The organism is Streptomyces sp. NPDC047525 (assembly GCF_040643025.1).
Lineage (GTDB): Bacteria > Actinomycetota > Actinomycetes > Streptomycetales > Streptomycetaceae > Streptomyces > Streptomyces durmitorensis.
In genome coordinates this window covers 483,296-500,638 of sequence record NZ_JBEYTL010000008.1, presented here as the reverse complement: position 1 = coordinate 500,638, position 17,343 = coordinate 483,296, and the positions used below count along the sequence as shown (strand labels likewise).

Sequence of the window (17,343 nt, the reverse complement as noted above, 5' to 3'; positions counted from 1 at the left end):
TGTGATCAGCTCCATATACCGCCAAACGTGATCAAACCCGGCCCCGGTCCTGGTAGCGGGCGGCCGGGCGAGCCCCGGAGGTACCCGCCATGTCCCCAGACCGCGCCAGACTGAGATCTGCCGTGTTCCTCGCCACGGGCGTGCTAGCTCTGCCCGCCCTCGCCGCCTGCAGCTCTCAGGACGAGGCAGGCTCCCCGACCGCAGGACAGGACGTCGCGCCCGCGGCCCGGGATCTCGTCGCCGACGGCGGGACCATGAACTGGGCCGTCGACGCGATGCCGGAGACCCTCAACTCCTTCCAGTCGGACGCCGATGCGGGCACGACCCGGATCGCGGGCGCGGTGCTGCCGTCGATGTTCCGCCTCGACGCGCAGGGCAGGGCGCAGCAGAACACCGACTTCCTGGAGTCCGCGAAGGTCGTCGAGAGCGAGCCCAAGCAGGTCGTGCTCTACAAGCTCAACCAGCAGGCGGTGTGGAGCGACGGCCGGGAGATCGGCGCCGATGACTTCGCGGCGCAGCAGCGTGCCCTGTCCGGCAAGGACAGCGCGTACTGGACGGCACGCAACGCGGGCTACGACCGCATCGAGAAGGTCGAGCGCGGCGCGAACAACCTGGAGGTGCGCGTCACCTTCAACAAGCCGTACGCGGACTGGCGTTCGCTCTTCTCGCCGCTGTACCCGAAGGAGGTCATGGGCACTCCTGACACCTTCAACGACGGTGCGCGGCGCAAGCTCAAGGTGAGCGCGGGTCCCTTCGCGGTGCAGGACGTCGACAACAAGGCGGACGAGGTCACGCTGACCCGCAACCCGCGCTGGTGGGGCAGGCCCGCCAAGCTCTCCAAGGTCGTCCTGCGCGAGGTCCCGCGCGAGGAGCGCGCCGCCGCGCTCGCGGAGGGCAAGGTCGACCTCGCCGAGATCGACGCCCCGGAGGCGCGACGCATCACGAACGCCGGCCGTGACCAGGGCGCCCAGGGTCCGCTCAGTCACGGGCCCGAGGCGCAGCTGACCCCGGCCAAGGCGCTGCGCTCCTGGGCGATCGCCAACGGCTCCGACGAGGAGGCGGCCGACACCGAGCAGCAGGCCCGCGAGAAGACGCACAAGGCGATCAAGAAGTACGCCACCGAACAGACGGGCCTGCGGGGCTACACCGTCCGCAAGTCCCTCGAACCGGCCTACACCCAGCTCGCCCTCAACGGCACCGAGGGCCCGCTCGCCGACGACCGGGTGCGGCGCGCGGTGGCCCGCGCCCTCGACCGCGACGAGCTCGCCAAGGCGGTCCTGACACCGCTCGGCCTGCCCGCGGAGCCGGTCGGCAGCCACCTGGCCCTCGCCGGGCAGCAGGCGTACGCGGACAACAGCGGGGCCCTGGGCGACCAGGACACCACCGAGGCGCGGGCGCTGCTCGCCGACGCGGGGTGGACGCCGGGCGGTCCGCTGAAGGAGCCGAAGGGCAAGACGGCCGGGAGCGAGGCGGACGCCAAGAAGGCGAAGGCGGACTCCGGCTCGGAATCCAGCTCGGACTCCGGCTCGGATTCAGAATCGGACTCGGGCGACGGCGCGTACACCGTCGGCGAGGACGACCAGAAGCCGGGCGACAGCGGCACCTCGGTGCTCGCGCCCGCTCCCGCGGCGGCCTACCAGGAGGCGGCGCTGACCCGCCAGGCGGCGTCCCTCACGGCTCACCGCGAGGCGGACAAGGAGAAGAAGAAGGACCCCGGCGGGCACGCCAAGCAGCACGCCGAGAAGCACTCGGAGAAGCGGGCCGAGAAGCACTCCGAGAAGCGCGCGGAGAAGCACTCCGAGAAGCAGGCAGCCAAGGGCGGTGCACCCGGTGCGTACGCCCCCAAGGGCACCGCCGCACCCGCCGCGGCGACCCCGGCGGCGGGCGGCCCCATGGCGAAGGACGGCAAGCCGCTCACCCTCCGCTTCGTCCTGCCGTCCGGCGAGGGCTCGGAGTCGCTGCGGACGGTGGCCGACCGGATCTCGCGGATGCTGGAGAAGATCGGCATCCGCACGGAGACGGCGAAGGTCTCCGACGACAGCTACTTCAAGGACCACATCGCATCCGGGCAGTACGACCTGGCGCTCTACTCCTGGCCCGCGTCGGCCTTCCCGGCCACGGACGCGCGTCCGATCTTCGCCAAGCCGGTGCCGGCCGCGGACGGCTCCCTGAACGTCGAACAGAACTACACGCGGGTCGGCACGGATCACATCGATCAGTTGTTCGACCAGGCGATGGGTGAGCTCGACGAGGACGAGAGCCGTGCCCTGGTCAGGAAGGCCGACGCCCGCATCTGGGCCGAGGCCGGATCCATTCCCCTCTACCAGCGCCCCCAGCTGATGGCGGCCCGCACGAACCTCGCGAACGCGGGCGCCTTCGGCTTCCAGTCCCCGAACTTCGAGGACATGGGCTTCCTGAAGCCGGGCGCGAAGCCCTCGGGCAAGCCGGCGGCGAAGTAGCTCGTCTCACGGCCGAAGCAGCCCCGTCGCACGGCTCCGTCGCAGGTCACGCTCAGATTCCGCTCAACTCCCTTGCCCGCCGGCACCACCGGCGGGCAAGGTCATTTCCACCCATTGACCTGCACGTTCTGCCCAGCAGCACCAATAAACCCCTGAAACCCCTGGTCAGACCCCCATGAGGCCCCCGCGGAGGTCACCTCCGCGTAAGGCACGTAGACTGGGGTGAGGCCGTGGCGTGTTCTGCCCGGCAGGGCACGCGTGCCGGACCGTACGCGCGGCCATCCACTCTTCCCGGGAGAAGCGCAGCTCGTATGCCCACGCGCCATGACATTCGTAATGTTGCCATCGTCGCCCACGTCGACCACGGCAAGACCACCCTGGTCGACGCCATGCTCAAGCAGGCCGGCTCCTTCGCCGCGCACGCAGCCGAGTCCCTCGACGACCGCATGATGGACTCGAACGACCTGGAGCGTGAGAAGGGCATCACGATCCTGGCCAAGAACACGGCCGTCAAGTACCACCCCAAGGATGGCGGAGACGTCATCACCATCAACATCATCGACACCCCCGGCCACGCCGACTTCGGTGGCGAGGTCGAGCGCGGCCTGTCGATGGTGGACGCGGTCGTCCTCCTCGTGGACGCCTCTGAGGGCCCGCTGCCCCAGACGCGCTTCGTGCTCCGCAAGGCCCTCGCGGCCAAGATGCCGGTCATCCTGTGCATCAACAAGACGGACCGCCCGGACTCCCGGATCGCCGAGGTCGTCGACGAGACGTACGACCTCTTCCTGGACCTGGACGCGGACGAGGACCAGATCGAGTTCCCGATCGTCTACGCCTGTGCCCGTGACGGCGTCGCCTCGCTGACCAAGCCGGAGGACGGCACCGTCCCGGCTGACAGCGAGAACCTCGAGCCGTTCTTCTCCACGATCCTGGACACCGTCCCGGCTCCGGAGTACGACGAGGAGGCCCCGCTCCAGGCGCACGTCACGAACCTGGACGCCGACAACTTCCTCGGCCGTATCGCCCTCTGCCGTGTCGAGCAGGGCGAGCTGAAGAAGGGCCAGACCGTCACGTGGATCAAGCGTGACGGCACGATGTCGAACGTCCGCATCACCGAGCTGATGATGACGGAGGCGCTCACGCGCAAGCCCGCCGAGAAGGCGGGCCCGGGTGACATCTGCGCCATCGCCGGTATCCCGGAGATCATGATCGGTGAGACCCTCGCCGACCCCGAGAACCCGATCGCGCTCCCGCTGATCACGGTCGACGAGCCCGCGATCTCCATGACCATCGGCACCAACACCTCGCCGCTCGTCGGCAAGGGCGGCAAGGGCCACAAGGTCACCGCCCGCCAGGTGAAGGACCGTCTGGACAAGGAGCTCATCGGCAACGTCTCGCTCCGTGTCCTGGACACCGAGCGTCCCGACGCCTGGGAGGTCCAGGGCCGTGGTGAGCTCGCGCTCGCCATCCTGGTCGAGCAGATGCGCCGCGAGGGCTTCGAGCTGACCGTCGGCAAGCCCGAGGTCGTCACCAAGCAGATCGACGGCAAGACGTACGAGCCGATCGAGCGCATGACGATCGACTCGCCCGAGGAGCACCTCGGCGCCATCACGCAGCTGATGGCGACCCGCAAGGGCCGCATGGAGACGATGACCAACCACGGCTCCGGCTGGATCCGCATGGAGTGGATCGTTCCGTCGCGTGGCCTCATCGGCTTCCGTACGGAGTTCCTGACCCAGACCCGCGGCACCGGCATCGCGCACTCGATCTTCGAGGGTCACGAGCCGTGGTTCGGCGACCTGCGCACCCGTCACAACGGCTCGCTCGTCGCGGACCGTTCGGGTTCGGTCACGCCGTTCGCGATGGTCAACCTCCAGGAGCGCGGTGTCATCTTCACCGAGGCCGGCACCGAGGTGTACGAGGGCATGATCGTCGGCGAGAACTCGCGCGCCGACGACATGGACGTGAACATCACCAAGGAGAAGAAGCTCACCAACATGCGTGCGGCTTCCGCGGACACGACCGAGAACGTCGTGCCCGCCCGCAAGCTGTCGCTCGAGCAGTCCCTGGAGTTCTGCCGCGACGACGAGTGCATCGAGGTGACCCCGGAGACCGTGCGCATCCGCAAGGTCGTCCTGGACGCCAAGCAGCGTGGCCGCTCCGCCTCGCGCGCCAAGCACGGCTAAGGCCGGAGCAAAGCCGGGACAAAGCTTTGTGCGGGGCCCTGGGCCCCGCACGACCCGGCGCAACTGCCGCTGACGCTCGGCGAATTCGGCATCCGAGGCCGGTTTCCGCCCCTCCCCAGGGAGAGGCGGGGGCCGGCCTCTCGCGTTGTCTGGCCGGGATACCCCTTTGCGAGGCCCTCAGCGGCACTACGCTGGCCCACGCCCCGGGGGTGCGGGTTCTTCCGCCGTCGCGACTCTCCGCGCATCTACGCGCGTCCACAGAACCGCCCCCGAAAGTGCCGCGAAGCCGCCGCGACTCGTCTCCGGCACGGTCCGCCGCAACCGGTTTTCCTGGGCCATCTGTCCGGAATGCGGACGCCGTTGACCGTTAGATGTGTAACACGTCCGTTTCGCAACCATCTATCTCGGATCGGTTTGTCCGGATTTTGGAAGTTGTACGCACCAGGTGTGATTGAACCGAGACCAAAAGAGTGTGGTCGGGCGGTACCTCATGGCTAATAGTTGACCGCGTATAGCTCGGGTCAATGGGTCACGCGCTGTGGGGAGCGCCGACTCACGAGCACACTGGGGTACTCGATCTACGCGCCGTCAGGGGTGTCGGCGCGGTTTCTCGTACCCCCTCTTGTAGTGAACAAGTGGACTCATGAGGAGGAACCCCATGCGTGGTGCCAAGAGCGCCAAGTGGGTCGCGATAGCGGGTGTCGTGGCGCTGACGGCAACGGCCTGCGGCGGCGGCAGCGACAGCGGCGGCAACAGCGGCAAGGTCGACCCCAAGGGGATCGTCAGTTACGCCAACGGTGAGCCGCAGAACGCCTTGCAGCCTGCCAACACCATGGAGGCGTACGGCAGCGTCGTCATCAACTCCCTCTTCACGGGGCTTGTCAACTACGACAAGCAGGGGAACATCACGTACGAGAACGCCGAGTCGGTCACCCCCGACAAGAGCAACAAGGTGTGGACCGTCAAGCTCAAGCCGGGCTGGAAGTTCCACAACGGCGAGGCCGTCACGGCCAAGTCGTACGTGGATGCCTGGAACTGGTCCGCCGACCCGGCCAACGGTCAGCAGAACAGCGCCTGGTACCGCGACATCGTCGGCTACGACAAGGTCCACCCCGAGAAGGGGAAGGGCACCGGCAAGACCATGTCCGGCCTGAAGGTCGTCGACGACAACACCTTCACGATCACGCTGAACACGGGTATCCCGTACTACGCGTACAAGCTCGTCTACTCGCCCTTCTACCCGCTGCCCTCGGGCGCGCTGAAGGACCCGAAGAAGTTCGGCGAGGCTCCGGTCGGCAACGGTCCCTACAAGTTCAAGAGCTGGGACCACAAGAAGTCGATCCAGGTCACGGCCTGGCCGCAGTACAAGGGCGCCAACAAGCCCAAGAACGGCGGCGTCAACTTCAAGGCGTACACGACGCCGCAGGCCGCCTACAACGACCTGCGCTCCGACAACGTCGACACGATGCCGATCATCCCCGACAGCGAGCTCGCCAACTTCAAGCAGGACTTCGGCGACCGCGCCATCGAGCAGGACTTCTCGGCGATCAACACGGTCAACCCGGCGTTCTACAGCAAGACGTTCAAGGACATGGACGTCAAGGTCATCCAGGGCCTCTCGATGGCCATTGACCGCGACACCATCGCCAAGCAGACGTTCGCCGGCACCCGTGAGTCCGCCTCGGGCTGGGTCGCCAAGGGCGTCAAGGGCTACAAGGCCGGCGCCTGTGGTGAGTTCTGCAAGTTCAACCCGAAGAAGGCCAAGCAGTTCGTCAAGGACGGCGGCGGCGTTCCCGGCAACAAGATCACCATCCAGTACAACGCCGACCAGCCCCACGAGGGCTGGGTCACGGCGGTGTGCAACAGCATCACCAAGTCGACCGGCGTGAAGTGCACCGGCGACCCGAAGACCGACTTCCAGGCCGACACCGAGGTGCGGGACAAGAAGCAGGTCAAGGCGATGTACCGGTCGGGCTGGGTGCTCGACTACCCGTTCAACGGCAACTTCCTCGCCGACCTCTACGGCACGGGCGTCGACGGCAACAAGGGCGGTTTCTCGGACAAGAAGTTCGACGAGCTGACCAAGAAGGCCGACGCGGCGAAGACGATCGACGAGTCCGCCGCGCTGTACCAGAAGGCCGAGAAGGAGCTCGTCAACACCTTCCCGGGCATCCCGCTCTGGTACAACAAGACGCTCTCCGCTTACTCGAAGAACGTGAAGGGCGTCGAGTTCGACCAGGCTGGCGACCCCGTCCTCACCGACATCGAGGTCTTCGAGAAGTAGGCGTCGGAGGCCAGTTTCCGAAGCGACGCCCGGCGATCCCGGGCGTCGCTTCGGGCGGCTCCGGATTGGACGGAGGCACCAATGGGGCGTTATGTCGCGCGGCGACTGCTCCAGATGATCCCGGTTTTCATCGGGACAACCCTGTTGATCTTCATCATGGTCAACGTGCTCCCCGGCGACCCCGTGCGGGCGCTGTGGGGAGACAAGCCGCCGGACCCGGCGCAGGTGGCGCAGATTCGCCACGACCGAGGTCTGGATCTGCCGCTCTGGCAGCAGTACCTGCACTACATGGGCGGCCTTCTGCAAGGGGACTTCGGCAAGACCATCGCCGGTAACCGGCCGGTCCTCGACGAGATCTCCCAGGCGTTCCCGGTCTCGATGCGACTGGCCTCCATGGCCTGGACGTTCGAGCTCATCGTCGGCATCACGCTCGGCGTTCTCGCCGGTGTGCGGCGCGGCCGGTTCGTCGACAACACCGTGACGCTGTTCACGCTCCTCGTGATCTCCGTTCCGATCTTCGTCATCGGACTGCTGTGCCAGCTGTTCTTCGGCAACGAGCTGGGGTGGATCACACCCACGGTCCAGGACTCCGAGAGCATGAGCCAGCTGCTGGTACCCGCGATCGTGCTCGGCATGGTCGGCCTCGCGTACGTGGCGAGACTGACGCGTACGTCGATCGCCGAGAACCGGTCGGCCGACTACATGCGGACCGCTGTCGCCAAGGGACTGCCGCGCCAGCGCATCGTCACCCGGCATCTGCTGCGCAACTCGCTGATCCCCGTGGTGACTTACCTCGGCACGGACATCGGCACCCTGATGGGTGGCGCGGTCATCACCGAGGGCATCTTCAACGTGACGGGCGTCGGCAACCTCCTCTTCCAGGCTCTCGCCCGCCGTGAGGGCGCGGTCATCGTCGGTGTCGTCACCGTCCTGGTGATCGTGTACCTCATAGCCAGCCTGATCGTCGACCTGCTTTACGCGGTCCTGGACCCGAGGATCCGTTATGCCTGACCTCACCAAGACCTCCACCACGGACGAGAAGGCCGCGGCGCAGGACGAAGTCGTGGCAGGTGCCGCGGTGTCCGCGACGCCGGCGCCCGGGAAGCCCCGCAGCCTCGGGGCGGATGCCTGGCGAGACCTTCGCCGTAATCCGCTCTTCATGATCTCCGCGGTGCTCATCGTGGTCCTGGCCATGGTCGCGCTCGTGCCCGGCCTGTTCACCAGCACGGACCCGACCAGCGGCGACCTGGCCAACGACTTCCTGAAGCCGCCGGAGCTCGGCCACTTCTTCCAGGCCGACTGGTTCGGGTTCGACCGCCAGGGCCGCAGCATCTACGCCCGCGTCGTCTACGGCACGCGGAACTCGATCCTCGTCGGCGTCGGCGTGACCGTCCTCGTCACGCTGTTCGGCGGACTGTGCGGCATGCTCGCCGGTTACTTCGGCGGCTTCTGGGACAGCCTGCTCTCCCGGCTCACGGACGTGTTCTTCGGCATCCCGTTCCTGCTGGGCGCCATGGTCGTCCTGAACGCGTTCACCAACCGCACGGTGTGGGTCGTCATGGGCGCCCTTGCCTTCCTGGGCTGGACGCAGATCGCCCGTGTGATGCGCGGTGCGGTCATCACCACCAAGCACGCCGACTACGTGGTGGCGGCGCGTGCGCTCGGCGCCGGGACGAAGCGGATCCTCTTCCGCCACATCCTGCCGAACGCGCTGGCTCCCGTGATCGTCGTGGCGACCATCTCGCTCGGTACGTACATCGTCGCCGAGTCGACGCTGTCGTATCTGGGCCTCGGCCTCGCCGACGACGCGATCTCCTGGGGTGGCGACATCTCCAAGGCGACGCAGGACATCCGGAACAACCCGCACACGCTGTTCTTCCCGGCAGGAATGCTGAGTATCACGGTGCTGGCGTTCATCATGATGGGTGACGCCGTACGCGAAGCCCTCGACCCGAAGCTGCGCTGAGGGAGGCGTAAATGACCAGCATCGACATCAAGGAAGACTCGGTTCCCGCCCCCCGCTCGGGCGAGGAAAAGGGCGGCAGGCTCCTGGACGTCAAGGACCTGCACGTCGAGTTCCACACCGGCGAGGGCGAGGTCAAGGCCGTCAACGGCGTCAACTACAGCGTGGACGCGGGCGAGACGCTCGCCGTCCTCGGTGAGTCGGGCTCCGGCAAGTCCGTGACGGCCCAGGCCATCATGGGCATCCTCGACATGCCGCCCGGCAGGATCCCGCAGGGCGAGATCCTCTTCCGCGGCCAGGACATGCTCAAGATGTCCAACGAGGAGCGCAGGAAGATCCGCGGCCGCAAGATCGCGATGATCTTCCAGGACGCGCTGTCCTCGCTCAACCCCGTGCTCTCGGTGGGCTATCAGCTCGGCGAGATGTTCCGGGTGCACGAGGGCATGAGCCGCAAGCAGGCCAAGGCCAAGGCCATCGAGCTCATGGAGCGGGTGAAGATCCCGGCCGCCAAGGAGCGGGTGAACGACTACCCGCACCAGTTCTCCGGCGGTATGCGCCAGCGCATCATGATCGCGATGGCGCTCGCCCTCGAGCCGGACCTGATCATCGCGGACGAGCCCACCACGGCTCTCGACGTGACGGTCCAGGCGCAGGTCATGGACCTGCTGGCCGATCTTCAGCGCGAGTACAACATGGGTCTGATCCTGATCACCCACGACCTGGGTGTGGTCGCGGACGTCGCCGACAAGATCGCGGTGATGTACGCGGGCCGGATCGTCGAGACGGCCCCGGTCCACGAGCTCTACAAGCGCCCCGCGCACCCGTACACGCGCGGTCTGCTCGAGTCGATTCCCCGTCTCGACCAGAAGGGCCAGGAGCTCTACGCGATCAAGGGCCTGCCGCCCAACCTGCTCCACATTCCGTCCGGTTGTGCCTTCAACCCGCGCTGCCCCAAGGCGCAGGACATCTGCCGTACGGACATTCCGGCCCTGGTGCCGGTGGCCGAGCAGGACGGCTCGGAGATGCCGGGCCGCGGCAGCGCGTGCCACTTCTGGAAGGAGACGATCCATGGCTGAGCTCAAGAAGACCGACGAGCCTCAGGACGCCACCCCGAACGTCTCCGAGGTGGAAACGGTCGACGCGGCCACCGCCGAGGAGGCCGTCGCGGCCATCGAGGCTCCGGTGGAGCGCGGCGAGCCGATCCTCCAGGTCCGCAACCTGGTGAAGCACTTCCCGCTCACGCAGGGAATCCTCATCAAGAAGCAGATCGGCGCGGTCAAGGCCGTCGACGGGATCTCCTTCGACCTCTACCAGGGCGAGACGCTCGGCATCGTGGGCGAGTCCGGCTGTGGCAAGTCCACGGTCGCCAAGCTCCTGATGACGCTGGAGCGGGCCACGGCCGGCGAGGTCTTCTACAAGGGCCAGGACATCACCAAGCTGTCCGGGCGCGCGCTGAAGGCGGTCCGCCGCAACATCCAGATGGTGTTCCAGGACCCGTACACCTCGCTCAACCCCCGTATGACGGTGGGCGACATCATCGGGGAGCCCTTCGAGATCCACCCCGAGGTGGCTCCCAAGGGCTCGCGCCGCCAGAAGGTCCAGGACCTCCTGGACGTGGTGGGCCTGAACCCGGAGTACATCAACCGCTACCCGCACCAGTTCTCGGGCGGCCAGCGCCAGCGCATCGGCATCGCGCGCGGTCTGGCCCTGAACCCCGAGATCATCATCTGCGACGAGCCGGTCTCGGCACTGGACGTCTCCGTCCAGGCCCAGGTCATCAACCTGATGGAGAAGCTGCAGGACGAGTTCAACCTCTCGTACCTCTTCATCGCGCACGACCTGTCGATCGTCCGGCACATCTCGGACCGTGTGGGCGTGATGTACCTCGGCAAGATGGCGGAGATCGGCTCGGACGAGCAGATCTACGAGCACCCGACGCACCCGTACACGCAGGCGCTGCTCTCCGCGGTGCCGGTGCCGGACCCCGAGGCGCGCGAGGGCCGCGAGCGGATCATCCTCACCGGCGACGTCCCGTCCCCGGCGAACCCGCCTTCGGGCTGCCGCTTCCGCACCCGTTGCTGGAAGGCGGAGGCGAAGTGCGCGGAGGAGACCCCGCTGCTCGCGATCCCGCAGCGGTTCGCGGGCCAGGACACCCCGGCGGCGCATGAGTCGGCGTGTCACTTCGCGGAGGAGAAGGACGTCGTGCACGCGGCGTAGTCTCGTCCTCGGCTTTTGGCCGTACGCGATGGGGGCGCCCGGAACCACTCGGTTCCGGGCGCCCCCATTTTCGTGCGTAACGTCTGGGCGCCGCCGAGCGTGTCCAAGTCAGAAGCGGAACCTGTGGACGGACGGGGACGATGACGACACGGCGGGAAGATGCGGACCACTCCACGGACCACTTCGCGGACCATTCCGCGGAGTTCGACGCGTTCTACGCCGCCACAGCCAAGAGATTGGTCGCCACGGTCTATGCGATGACCGGTGATCTGGCGGAGGCGGAGGACGCGGTGCAGGAGGCGTATGTGCGGGCGTGGCAGCGGTGGGAGCGGCTGACGCGGGAAGGCGATCCCTTGCCGTGGGTCCGCACGGTGGCGTCCCGGCTGGCCATCAGCGCGTGGCGGCGGACCAGGAGCCGGCTGCGGGCGCAGTTCCGGCACGGAGCCGCGGCCGACGTGCCCGAGCTGTCGGCGGACCGGGTCGCGCTGGTGGAGGCGCTGCGTGAACTGCCGGCTCAGCAGCGCCAAGTGGTGGTGCTGCACCACCTGCTCGACCTTCCCGTGGAGCAGGTCGCCCGGGAGACGGGCGCGTCCAACGGGGCGGTCCGCACCCGGCTGAGCCGGGCCCGCAAGGCGCTGGGGAAGCGCCTGACCGACACGACTGCATTCACCGCGGAAGGGGCGGCCCACCATGGCTGAGGTCGAAGAGCTGCTGGACGACGTCGTTGTACGGATGCCGAGCGGGGCCGAGCTGCGGGCGCGCGGCGAGAGGCGGACCGCGCGGAGGCGGGTCGCCGGGGGAGTGGCTGTCGCTGCGGTGGTGACGGGGGCGCTGACGTGGGGCGTGGCCTCCGGGGGGATCGGCGGTGACGGCAGGGAGGTGCGGCCCGCGGCCACGCCGACGGCGAACCCCTTCAAGGTGGGCGGTGTCGTGCGGCTCCTGTCGCCCGAGCTGATGCCGCAGGCCGCGAAGTGGCAGTGGAAGAGCATGGAGGAGGAGGTGATGGTGGACCTGCCCCTGCCGAAGGTGGGCCGGGACAACAGCTGTCCGGGCTCGGAGGCCGGGCGGAAGGCACCGAGCCAGGTCCAGTACGGCACGGAGTACTACGGCGACAAGGGCGCCACCGCCAGGCAGCGGGTCACGGAGTACGACAGCGAATCCGTCGCGGCGGACGAGGTGGCCCTCCTGCGCGCCGCACTGACCGAATGCGGTCTGCGGGAGCACGCGACCGGGCCGGACCCGTACTGGTCAGGCACCACGGAGTCCTCCTCACGGCTCCGCGTCAGCGTCGAGCGGTGGCGCGGCTGGGTGTCCGTGGTGGAGATCGAGGTGGCGGGGCGGCTCGGCGCGGATGACGGGGCGGCGCGGATGACGGGGCGGCCCGTGTCCGGGTGAGCGGGGCTCCCGCCTGCTCACCCGTCGGTCTCTCCCCGCAGCGGCATCCGAGGGTTTCCCCGGTCCTACTAGCCCCGGAAAGACCCCATAAAGATGCGGAGAGCCATCCACTGCGGTGTATTTGGGCCTAAGTCAGACTTAGGCCTGAAAGGGAGGCTCTCCATGCGTGGAGCCACGCACGCCAAGTGGGCCGCATGCGCGGTGACCGTCGCACTCGCGGCGACCGCCTGCGGTGGAGGCGGGGACAGCGGCGGTGGCGGCGACGGCTCCGGGATCGTGGGCTCCTCGTGGGGGGATCCGCAGAACCCGCTGGAGCCCGCCAACACCAATGAGGTGCAGGGCGGCAAGGTGCTCGACATGATCTTCCGCGGTCTCATGCGGTACGACCCGAAGACCGGCGAGGCCAAGAACATGGTCGCCGAGAAGATCGACACCAAGGACTCGCAGAACTTCACCGTCAAGATCAAGGACGGCTGGAAGTTCAGCAACGGCGAGAAGATCACCGCGAAGTCCTTCGTCGACGCCTGGAATTACGGCGCCCACCTCAAGAACAACCAGAAGAACGCCTACTTCTTCGGCTATATCGAGGGCTACGACAAGGTCCACCCGGAGAAGGGTGACGCCAGTGCCGACACGCTCTCCGGACTGAAGGTCGTCGACGACACCACCTTCACCGTCAAGCTCACGCAGAAGTTCTCCACCTGGCCCAAGACCCTCGGCTATCCGGCCTTCGCGCCACTGCCCAAGGCGTTCTACGACGACCACGACGCATGGCTCGCCAAGCCCGTCGGAAACGGTCCGTACACCGTGGACTCGTACGCCAAGGGATCCAAGATGTCCCTGCGGAAATGGGACGGGTACAGCGGTGAGGACAAGGCGCGGAACGGCGGTGTGGACCTGAAGGTCTACACCGACAACAACACCGCCTACACGGACCTGATGGCGGGCAACCTCGACCTCGTCGACGACGTTCCCGCATCGCAGCTCAAGAACGCCAAGAACGACCTGGGTGACCGCTACATCAACACCCCTGCGGGCATCATCCAGACGCTCGCCTTCCCGTTCTACGACAGCAAGTGGTCGAAGGCCGGAATGGAGAAGGTCCGTCAGGGGCTCTCCATGGCGATCAACCGTGAGCAGATCACCGAGACCATCTTCCAGAAGACCCGTACCCCCGCCACCGACTGGACATCGCCGGTGCTCGGCGAGGCCGGCGGCTACAAGTCCGGGCTCTGCGGCGACCCCTGCACGTACGACGCGGACCAGGCGAAGAAGCTGATCGCGGACGGCGGCGGCATCCCCGGCGGCACGCTGAAGATCACGTACAACGCGGACACCGGCTCGCACAAGGAATGGGTCGACGCCGTCTGCAACTCCATCAACAAGGCCCTGGGCAACGACAAGTCCTGTGTCGGAAGTCCGGTCGGCACGTTCGCCGACTTCCGCAGCAAGGCCTCCCAGCAGAAGCTGGACGGCGCCTGGCGCGCGGGCTGGCAGATGGACTACCCGCTGATCCAGAACTTCCTCCAGCCGCTGTACTACACGGACGCCCCGTCCAACGACGGAAAGTGGTCCGACAAGAAATTCGACGAACTCATCGACAAGGCCAACGCCGAGACCGACACCGGAAAGGCCGTCTCCACCTTCCAGGACGCCGAAAAGGTGCTCGCCGAGCAGATGGCGGTCATTCCGCTCTGGTACCAGAACGGCAGCGCCGGTTACTCGGACAAGGTCTCCGACGTGGCGCTGAACCAGTTCAGCGTCCCGGTCTACAACGAGATCAAGGTCAGCTGAGGCCAGGGAGCGGTCATCCGGCGCGGTGATGCGCGCCGGATGACCGCTCCCGTTACTTCCGGAGCCCTTCATGGGACGTTATGTGATCCGGCGTCTGCTGCAGATGATCCCCGTCTTCTTCGGCGCCACGCTGCTGATCTTCCTGATGGTGAACGTGATGGGCGACCCCATCGCGGGCCTGTGCGGGGACCGAAAGTGCGACCCCGCGACGGCCGAGCAGCTGAAGAAGGAATTCGGCCTGGACAAGCCCGTGTGGCAGCAATACGCGACCTACATGGGCAATGTCTTCACCGGCGACTTCGGTACCGCCTTCAACGGGCAGAAGGTCACCGAGCTGATGGCGACGGCCTTCCCGCTCACGATCCGCCTGACGCTCGTCGCGATCGTCTTCGAGATCGTCATCGGGATCTCGCTGGGCGTGGTCACGGGCCTGCGGCGCGGGCGCCCCATCGACACCGTCGTCCTGCTCCTGACGCTCGTCGTCATCGCGATCCCCACCTTCGTCACCGGCCTGCTGCTCCAGCTGCTGCTCGGCGTCGAATGGGGCGTGATGAAACCCTCCGTCTCCTCGGAGGCGCCCCTGAACGAACTCATCGTCCCGGGGCTCGTCCTCGCCTCGGTCTCCCTGGCGTACGTCACCCGGCTCACCCGGACCTCCATCGCCGAGAACCGCCGCGCCGACTACGTCCGCACGGCCATCGCGAAGGGGCTGCCCAGACGCCGCGTCATCACCCGGCACCTGCTGCGCAATTCACTCATCCCGGTGGTCACCTTCATCGGCACGGACATCGGCGCGCTGATGGGCGGCGCGATCGTCACCGAGCGGATCTTCAACATCCACGGCGTCGGCTTCCAGCTCTATCAGGGGATTCTCCGCCAGAGCACACAGACCGTCGTCGGCTTCGTGACCGTCCTCGTCCTGGTCTTCCTGGTGGCCAACCTGGTCGTCGACCTCCTGTACGCCGTACTCGACCCGAGGATCCGCTATGCCTGAACCCCGAGAGCCAGACGGAGCCATCGCCCCGACCGGTGCGGGCGGCGCGATGGACCTCGCGGCGAGCGAGGGGACGACGCTGGAGAAGACGCCCGGCGGCCCGGGAGGAACCGGCCCGTCGGCCCCGGCCCGCAGCCTGTGGTCCGACGCCTGGCGCGAGCTGCGACGGAACCCGATCTTCATCATCTCGGGCCTCATCATCGCCTTCCTCGTCGTCATCTCGATCTGGCCGTCCCTGATCGCCTCCGGCAACCCGCTCGACTGCGACCTCGCCAACGCCCAGAAGAGCTCCACCTCAGGCCACCCCTTCGGCTTCGACGGCCAGGGCTGCGACGTCTACACGCGGACCGTGTACGGGGCCCGCGCCTCGGTCACCGTCGGCGTCTGCGCCACGCTCGGTGTCGCGATCCTGGGCAGCGTCCTCGGCGGGCTCGCGGGGTTCTTCGGCGGGTTCTGGGACGCGATCCTCTCCCGGATCACCGACGTCTTCTTCTCCATCCCCGTCGTGCTCGGCGGCCTGGTGCTCCTGTCGGTCGTCACCAGCAACACCGTCTGGCCGGTGATCGGCTTCATGGTCCTGCTCGGCTGGCCGCAGCTCTCGCGCATCGCCCGCGGATCCGTCATCACCGCCAAGCAGAACGACTACGTCCAGGCGGCGCGGGCGCTCGGCGCGTCCAACTCGCGGATGCTCCTGCGGCACATCGCGCCGAACGCGGTCGCACCGGTGATCGTCGTCGCCACCATCGCGCTCGGCACGTACATCGCCCTGGAGGCGACCCTCTCGTACCTCGGCGTGGGGCTGAAGCCGCCGACCGTGAGCTGGGGCATCGACATCTCGGCCGCCTCCCAGTACATCCGCAACGCCCCGCACATGCTGCTCTGGCCCGCCGGAGCGCTCGCCATCACCGTGCTCGCGTTCATCATGCTCGGCGACGCGGTGCGCGACGCCCTCGACCCCAAGCTGAGGTAGGCGCCCATGGCAACCGTGGCATCCGAAGCCGATGCGTCCACCGCGGGGACGTCCAAGCTGCTCGAAGTGCGCGACCTGCACGTGGAGTTCAGGACCAGGGACGGCGTCGCCAAGGCCGTCAACGGCGTCGACTACACCGTCAGCGAGGGCGAGACGCTCGCCGTGCTCGGCGAGTCCGGGTCCGGCAAGTCCGTGACCGCGCAGGCCATCATGGGCATCCTCGACATGCCCCCCGGAAAGATCACCGGCGGCGAGATCCTCTTCAAGGGCCAGGACTTGTTGAAGCTCAAGGCCGAGGAGCGGCGCAAGACGCGCGGCGCGGGCATGGCGATGATCTTCCAGGACGCCCTGTCGTCGCTGAACCCGGTGGTCAGCGTCGGCCAGCAGCTCGGCGAGATGTACGTCGTCCACCAGGGAATGTCCCGCAAGGACGCCAAGGCCAAGGCCGTCGAGCTGATGGACCGGGTGCGCATCCCGGCCGCGAAGGAACGGGTCGGGCAGTACCCGCACCAGTTCAGCGGCGGCATGCGCCAGCGCATCATGATCGCCATGGCGATGGCGCTCGAACCCTCGCTGATCATCGCCGACGAACCGACCACGGCCCTGGACGTGACTGTCCAGGCCCAGGTGATGGACCTGCTCGCCGAGCTCCAGCGCGAGCTGAACATGGGCCTGATCCTCATCACCCACGACCTGGGCGTCGTGGCGGACGTCGCCGACAACATCGCCGTCATGTACGCGGGCCGCATCGTCGAGAAGGCCCCCGTCCACGAGATCTACAAGGCCCCCGCGCACCCGTACACGCGCGGTCTGCTCGAGTCGATTCCCCGTCTCGACCAGAAGGGCCAGGAGCTCTACGCGATCAAGGGCCTGCCGCCCAACCTCATGAACATCCCGCCGGGCTGCGCCTTCAACCCGCGCTGCCCGATGGCACAGGACGTCTGCAGGACCGATGTGCCGCCGCTCGCCGAGGTGACGTACGAAGGCCTGGCCGCCGACCGCAAGAGCGCCTGCCACTTCTGGAAGGAGACGCTCCATGCCTCGTGGTGAGCACATCAGCAAGAAGCAGCTGGAGGACGAG

At 67.5% G+C, this 17,343-nt stretch carries 13 protein-coding genes; all 13 read left to right on the top strand.

Annotated features, from left to right (window positions below; all coding sequences use genetic code 11):
• Nucleotides 1-89: 89 nt before the first annotated feature.
• The 13 genes from ABZ833_RS25790 (at nt 90) to ABZ833_RS25730 (ending at nt 17,312) form a co-directional block, all read left to right on the top strand.
• Nucleotides 90-2,459 (top strand): ABC transporter family substrate-binding protein, encoded by a 2,370-nt coding sequence (locus tag ABZ833_RS25790; RefSeq protein ID WP_361050585.1) that lies wholly within the window; start codon nt 90-92, stop codon nt 2,457-2,459.
• 311 nt (nt 2,460-2,770) lie between these two features.
• On the top strand, nt 2,771-4,645 hold the full coding sequence (gene typA / locus ABZ833_RS25785) for a translational GTPase TypA (protein ID WP_361050582.1): 1,875 nt from the start codon (nt 2,771-2,773) through the stop codon (nt 4,643-4,645).
• A 658-nt stretch (nt 4,646-5,303) separates the two neighbouring features.
• Complete coding sequence (locus ABZ833_RS25780; protein WP_249587957.1) at nt 5,304-6,929, top strand: ABC transporter substrate-binding protein; 1,626 nt, start codon at nt 5,304-5,306, stop codon at nt 6,927-6,929.
• An 81-nt stretch (nt 6,930-7,010) separates the two neighbouring features.
• Nucleotides 7,011-7,940, top strand: coding sequence for an ABC transporter permease (locus tag ABZ833_RS25775; RefSeq protein WP_249587956.1), 930 nt, complete (start codon nt 7,011-7,013; stop codon nt 7,938-7,940).
• Nucleotides 7,933-8,895: an ABC transporter permease gene (locus ABZ833_RS25770; RefSeq protein ID WP_361050577.1), complete on the top strand. Its 963-nt coding sequence runs from the start codon at nt 7,933-7,935 to the stop codon at nt 8,893-8,895. The genes ABZ833_RS25775 and ABZ833_RS25770 overlap by 8 nt, the downstream gene beginning before the upstream one ends.
• Nucleotides 8,896-8,906: 11 nt before the next feature.
• Nucleotides 8,907-9,968 carry an ABC transporter ATP-binding protein gene (locus ABZ833_RS25765; RefSeq protein ID WP_249587954.1) on the top strand — a complete coding sequence of 354 codons (1,062 nt, stop codon included), beginning with the start codon at nt 8,907-8,909 and terminating at the stop codon, nt 9,966-9,968.
• Entirely contained in the window at nt 9,961-11,109 is a 1,149-nt protein-coding gene (locus ABZ833_RS25760; RefSeq protein ID WP_249587953.1) for a dipeptide ABC transporter ATP-binding protein, read from the top strand. Before ABZ833_RS25765 ends, ABZ833_RS25760 begins: the two co-directional genes overlap by 8 nt.
• A gap of 140 nt (nt 11,110-11,249) precedes the next feature.
• Entirely contained in the window at nt 11,250-11,807 is a 558-nt protein-coding gene (locus ABZ833_RS25755) for a SigE family RNA polymerase sigma factor (RefSeq protein ID WP_361050573.1), read from the top strand.
• Nucleotides 11,800-12,504 carry a hypothetical protein gene (locus ABZ833_RS25750; protein ID WP_361050570.1) on the top strand — a complete coding sequence of 235 codons (705 nt, stop codon included), beginning with the start codon at nt 11,800-11,802 and terminating at the stop codon, nt 12,502-12,504. Before ABZ833_RS25755 ends, ABZ833_RS25750 begins: the two co-directional genes overlap by 8 nt.
• A gap of 162 nt (nt 12,505-12,666) precedes the next feature.
• The gene (locus ABZ833_RS25745) at nt 12,667-14,298 is read left to right on the top strand and encodes an ABC transporter substrate-binding protein (RefSeq protein WP_361050567.1); all 1,632 of its coding nucleotides are present in this window, start codon (nt 12,667-12,669) and stop codon (nt 14,296-14,298) included.
• A 70-nt stretch (nt 14,299-14,368) separates the two neighbouring features.
• The gene (locus ABZ833_RS25740; protein WP_361050564.1) at nt 14,369-15,292 is read left to right on the top strand and encodes an ABC transporter permease; all 924 of its coding nucleotides are present in this window, start codon (nt 14,369-14,371) and stop codon (nt 15,290-15,292) included.
• Nucleotides 15,285-16,262, top strand: a complete 978-nt coding sequence (locus ABZ833_RS25735; protein WP_361050561.1) for an ABC transporter permease — start codon at nt 15,285-15,287, stop codon at nt 16,260-16,262. The genes ABZ833_RS25740 and ABZ833_RS25735 overlap by 8 nt, the downstream gene beginning before the upstream one ends.
• A gap of 6 nt (nt 16,263-16,268) precedes the next feature.
• Complete coding sequence (locus tag ABZ833_RS25730; protein WP_361050558.1) at nt 16,269-17,312, top strand: ABC transporter ATP-binding protein; 1,044 nt, start codon at nt 16,269-16,271, stop codon at nt 17,310-17,312.
• Nucleotides 17,313-17,343 lie beyond the last annotated feature (31 nt).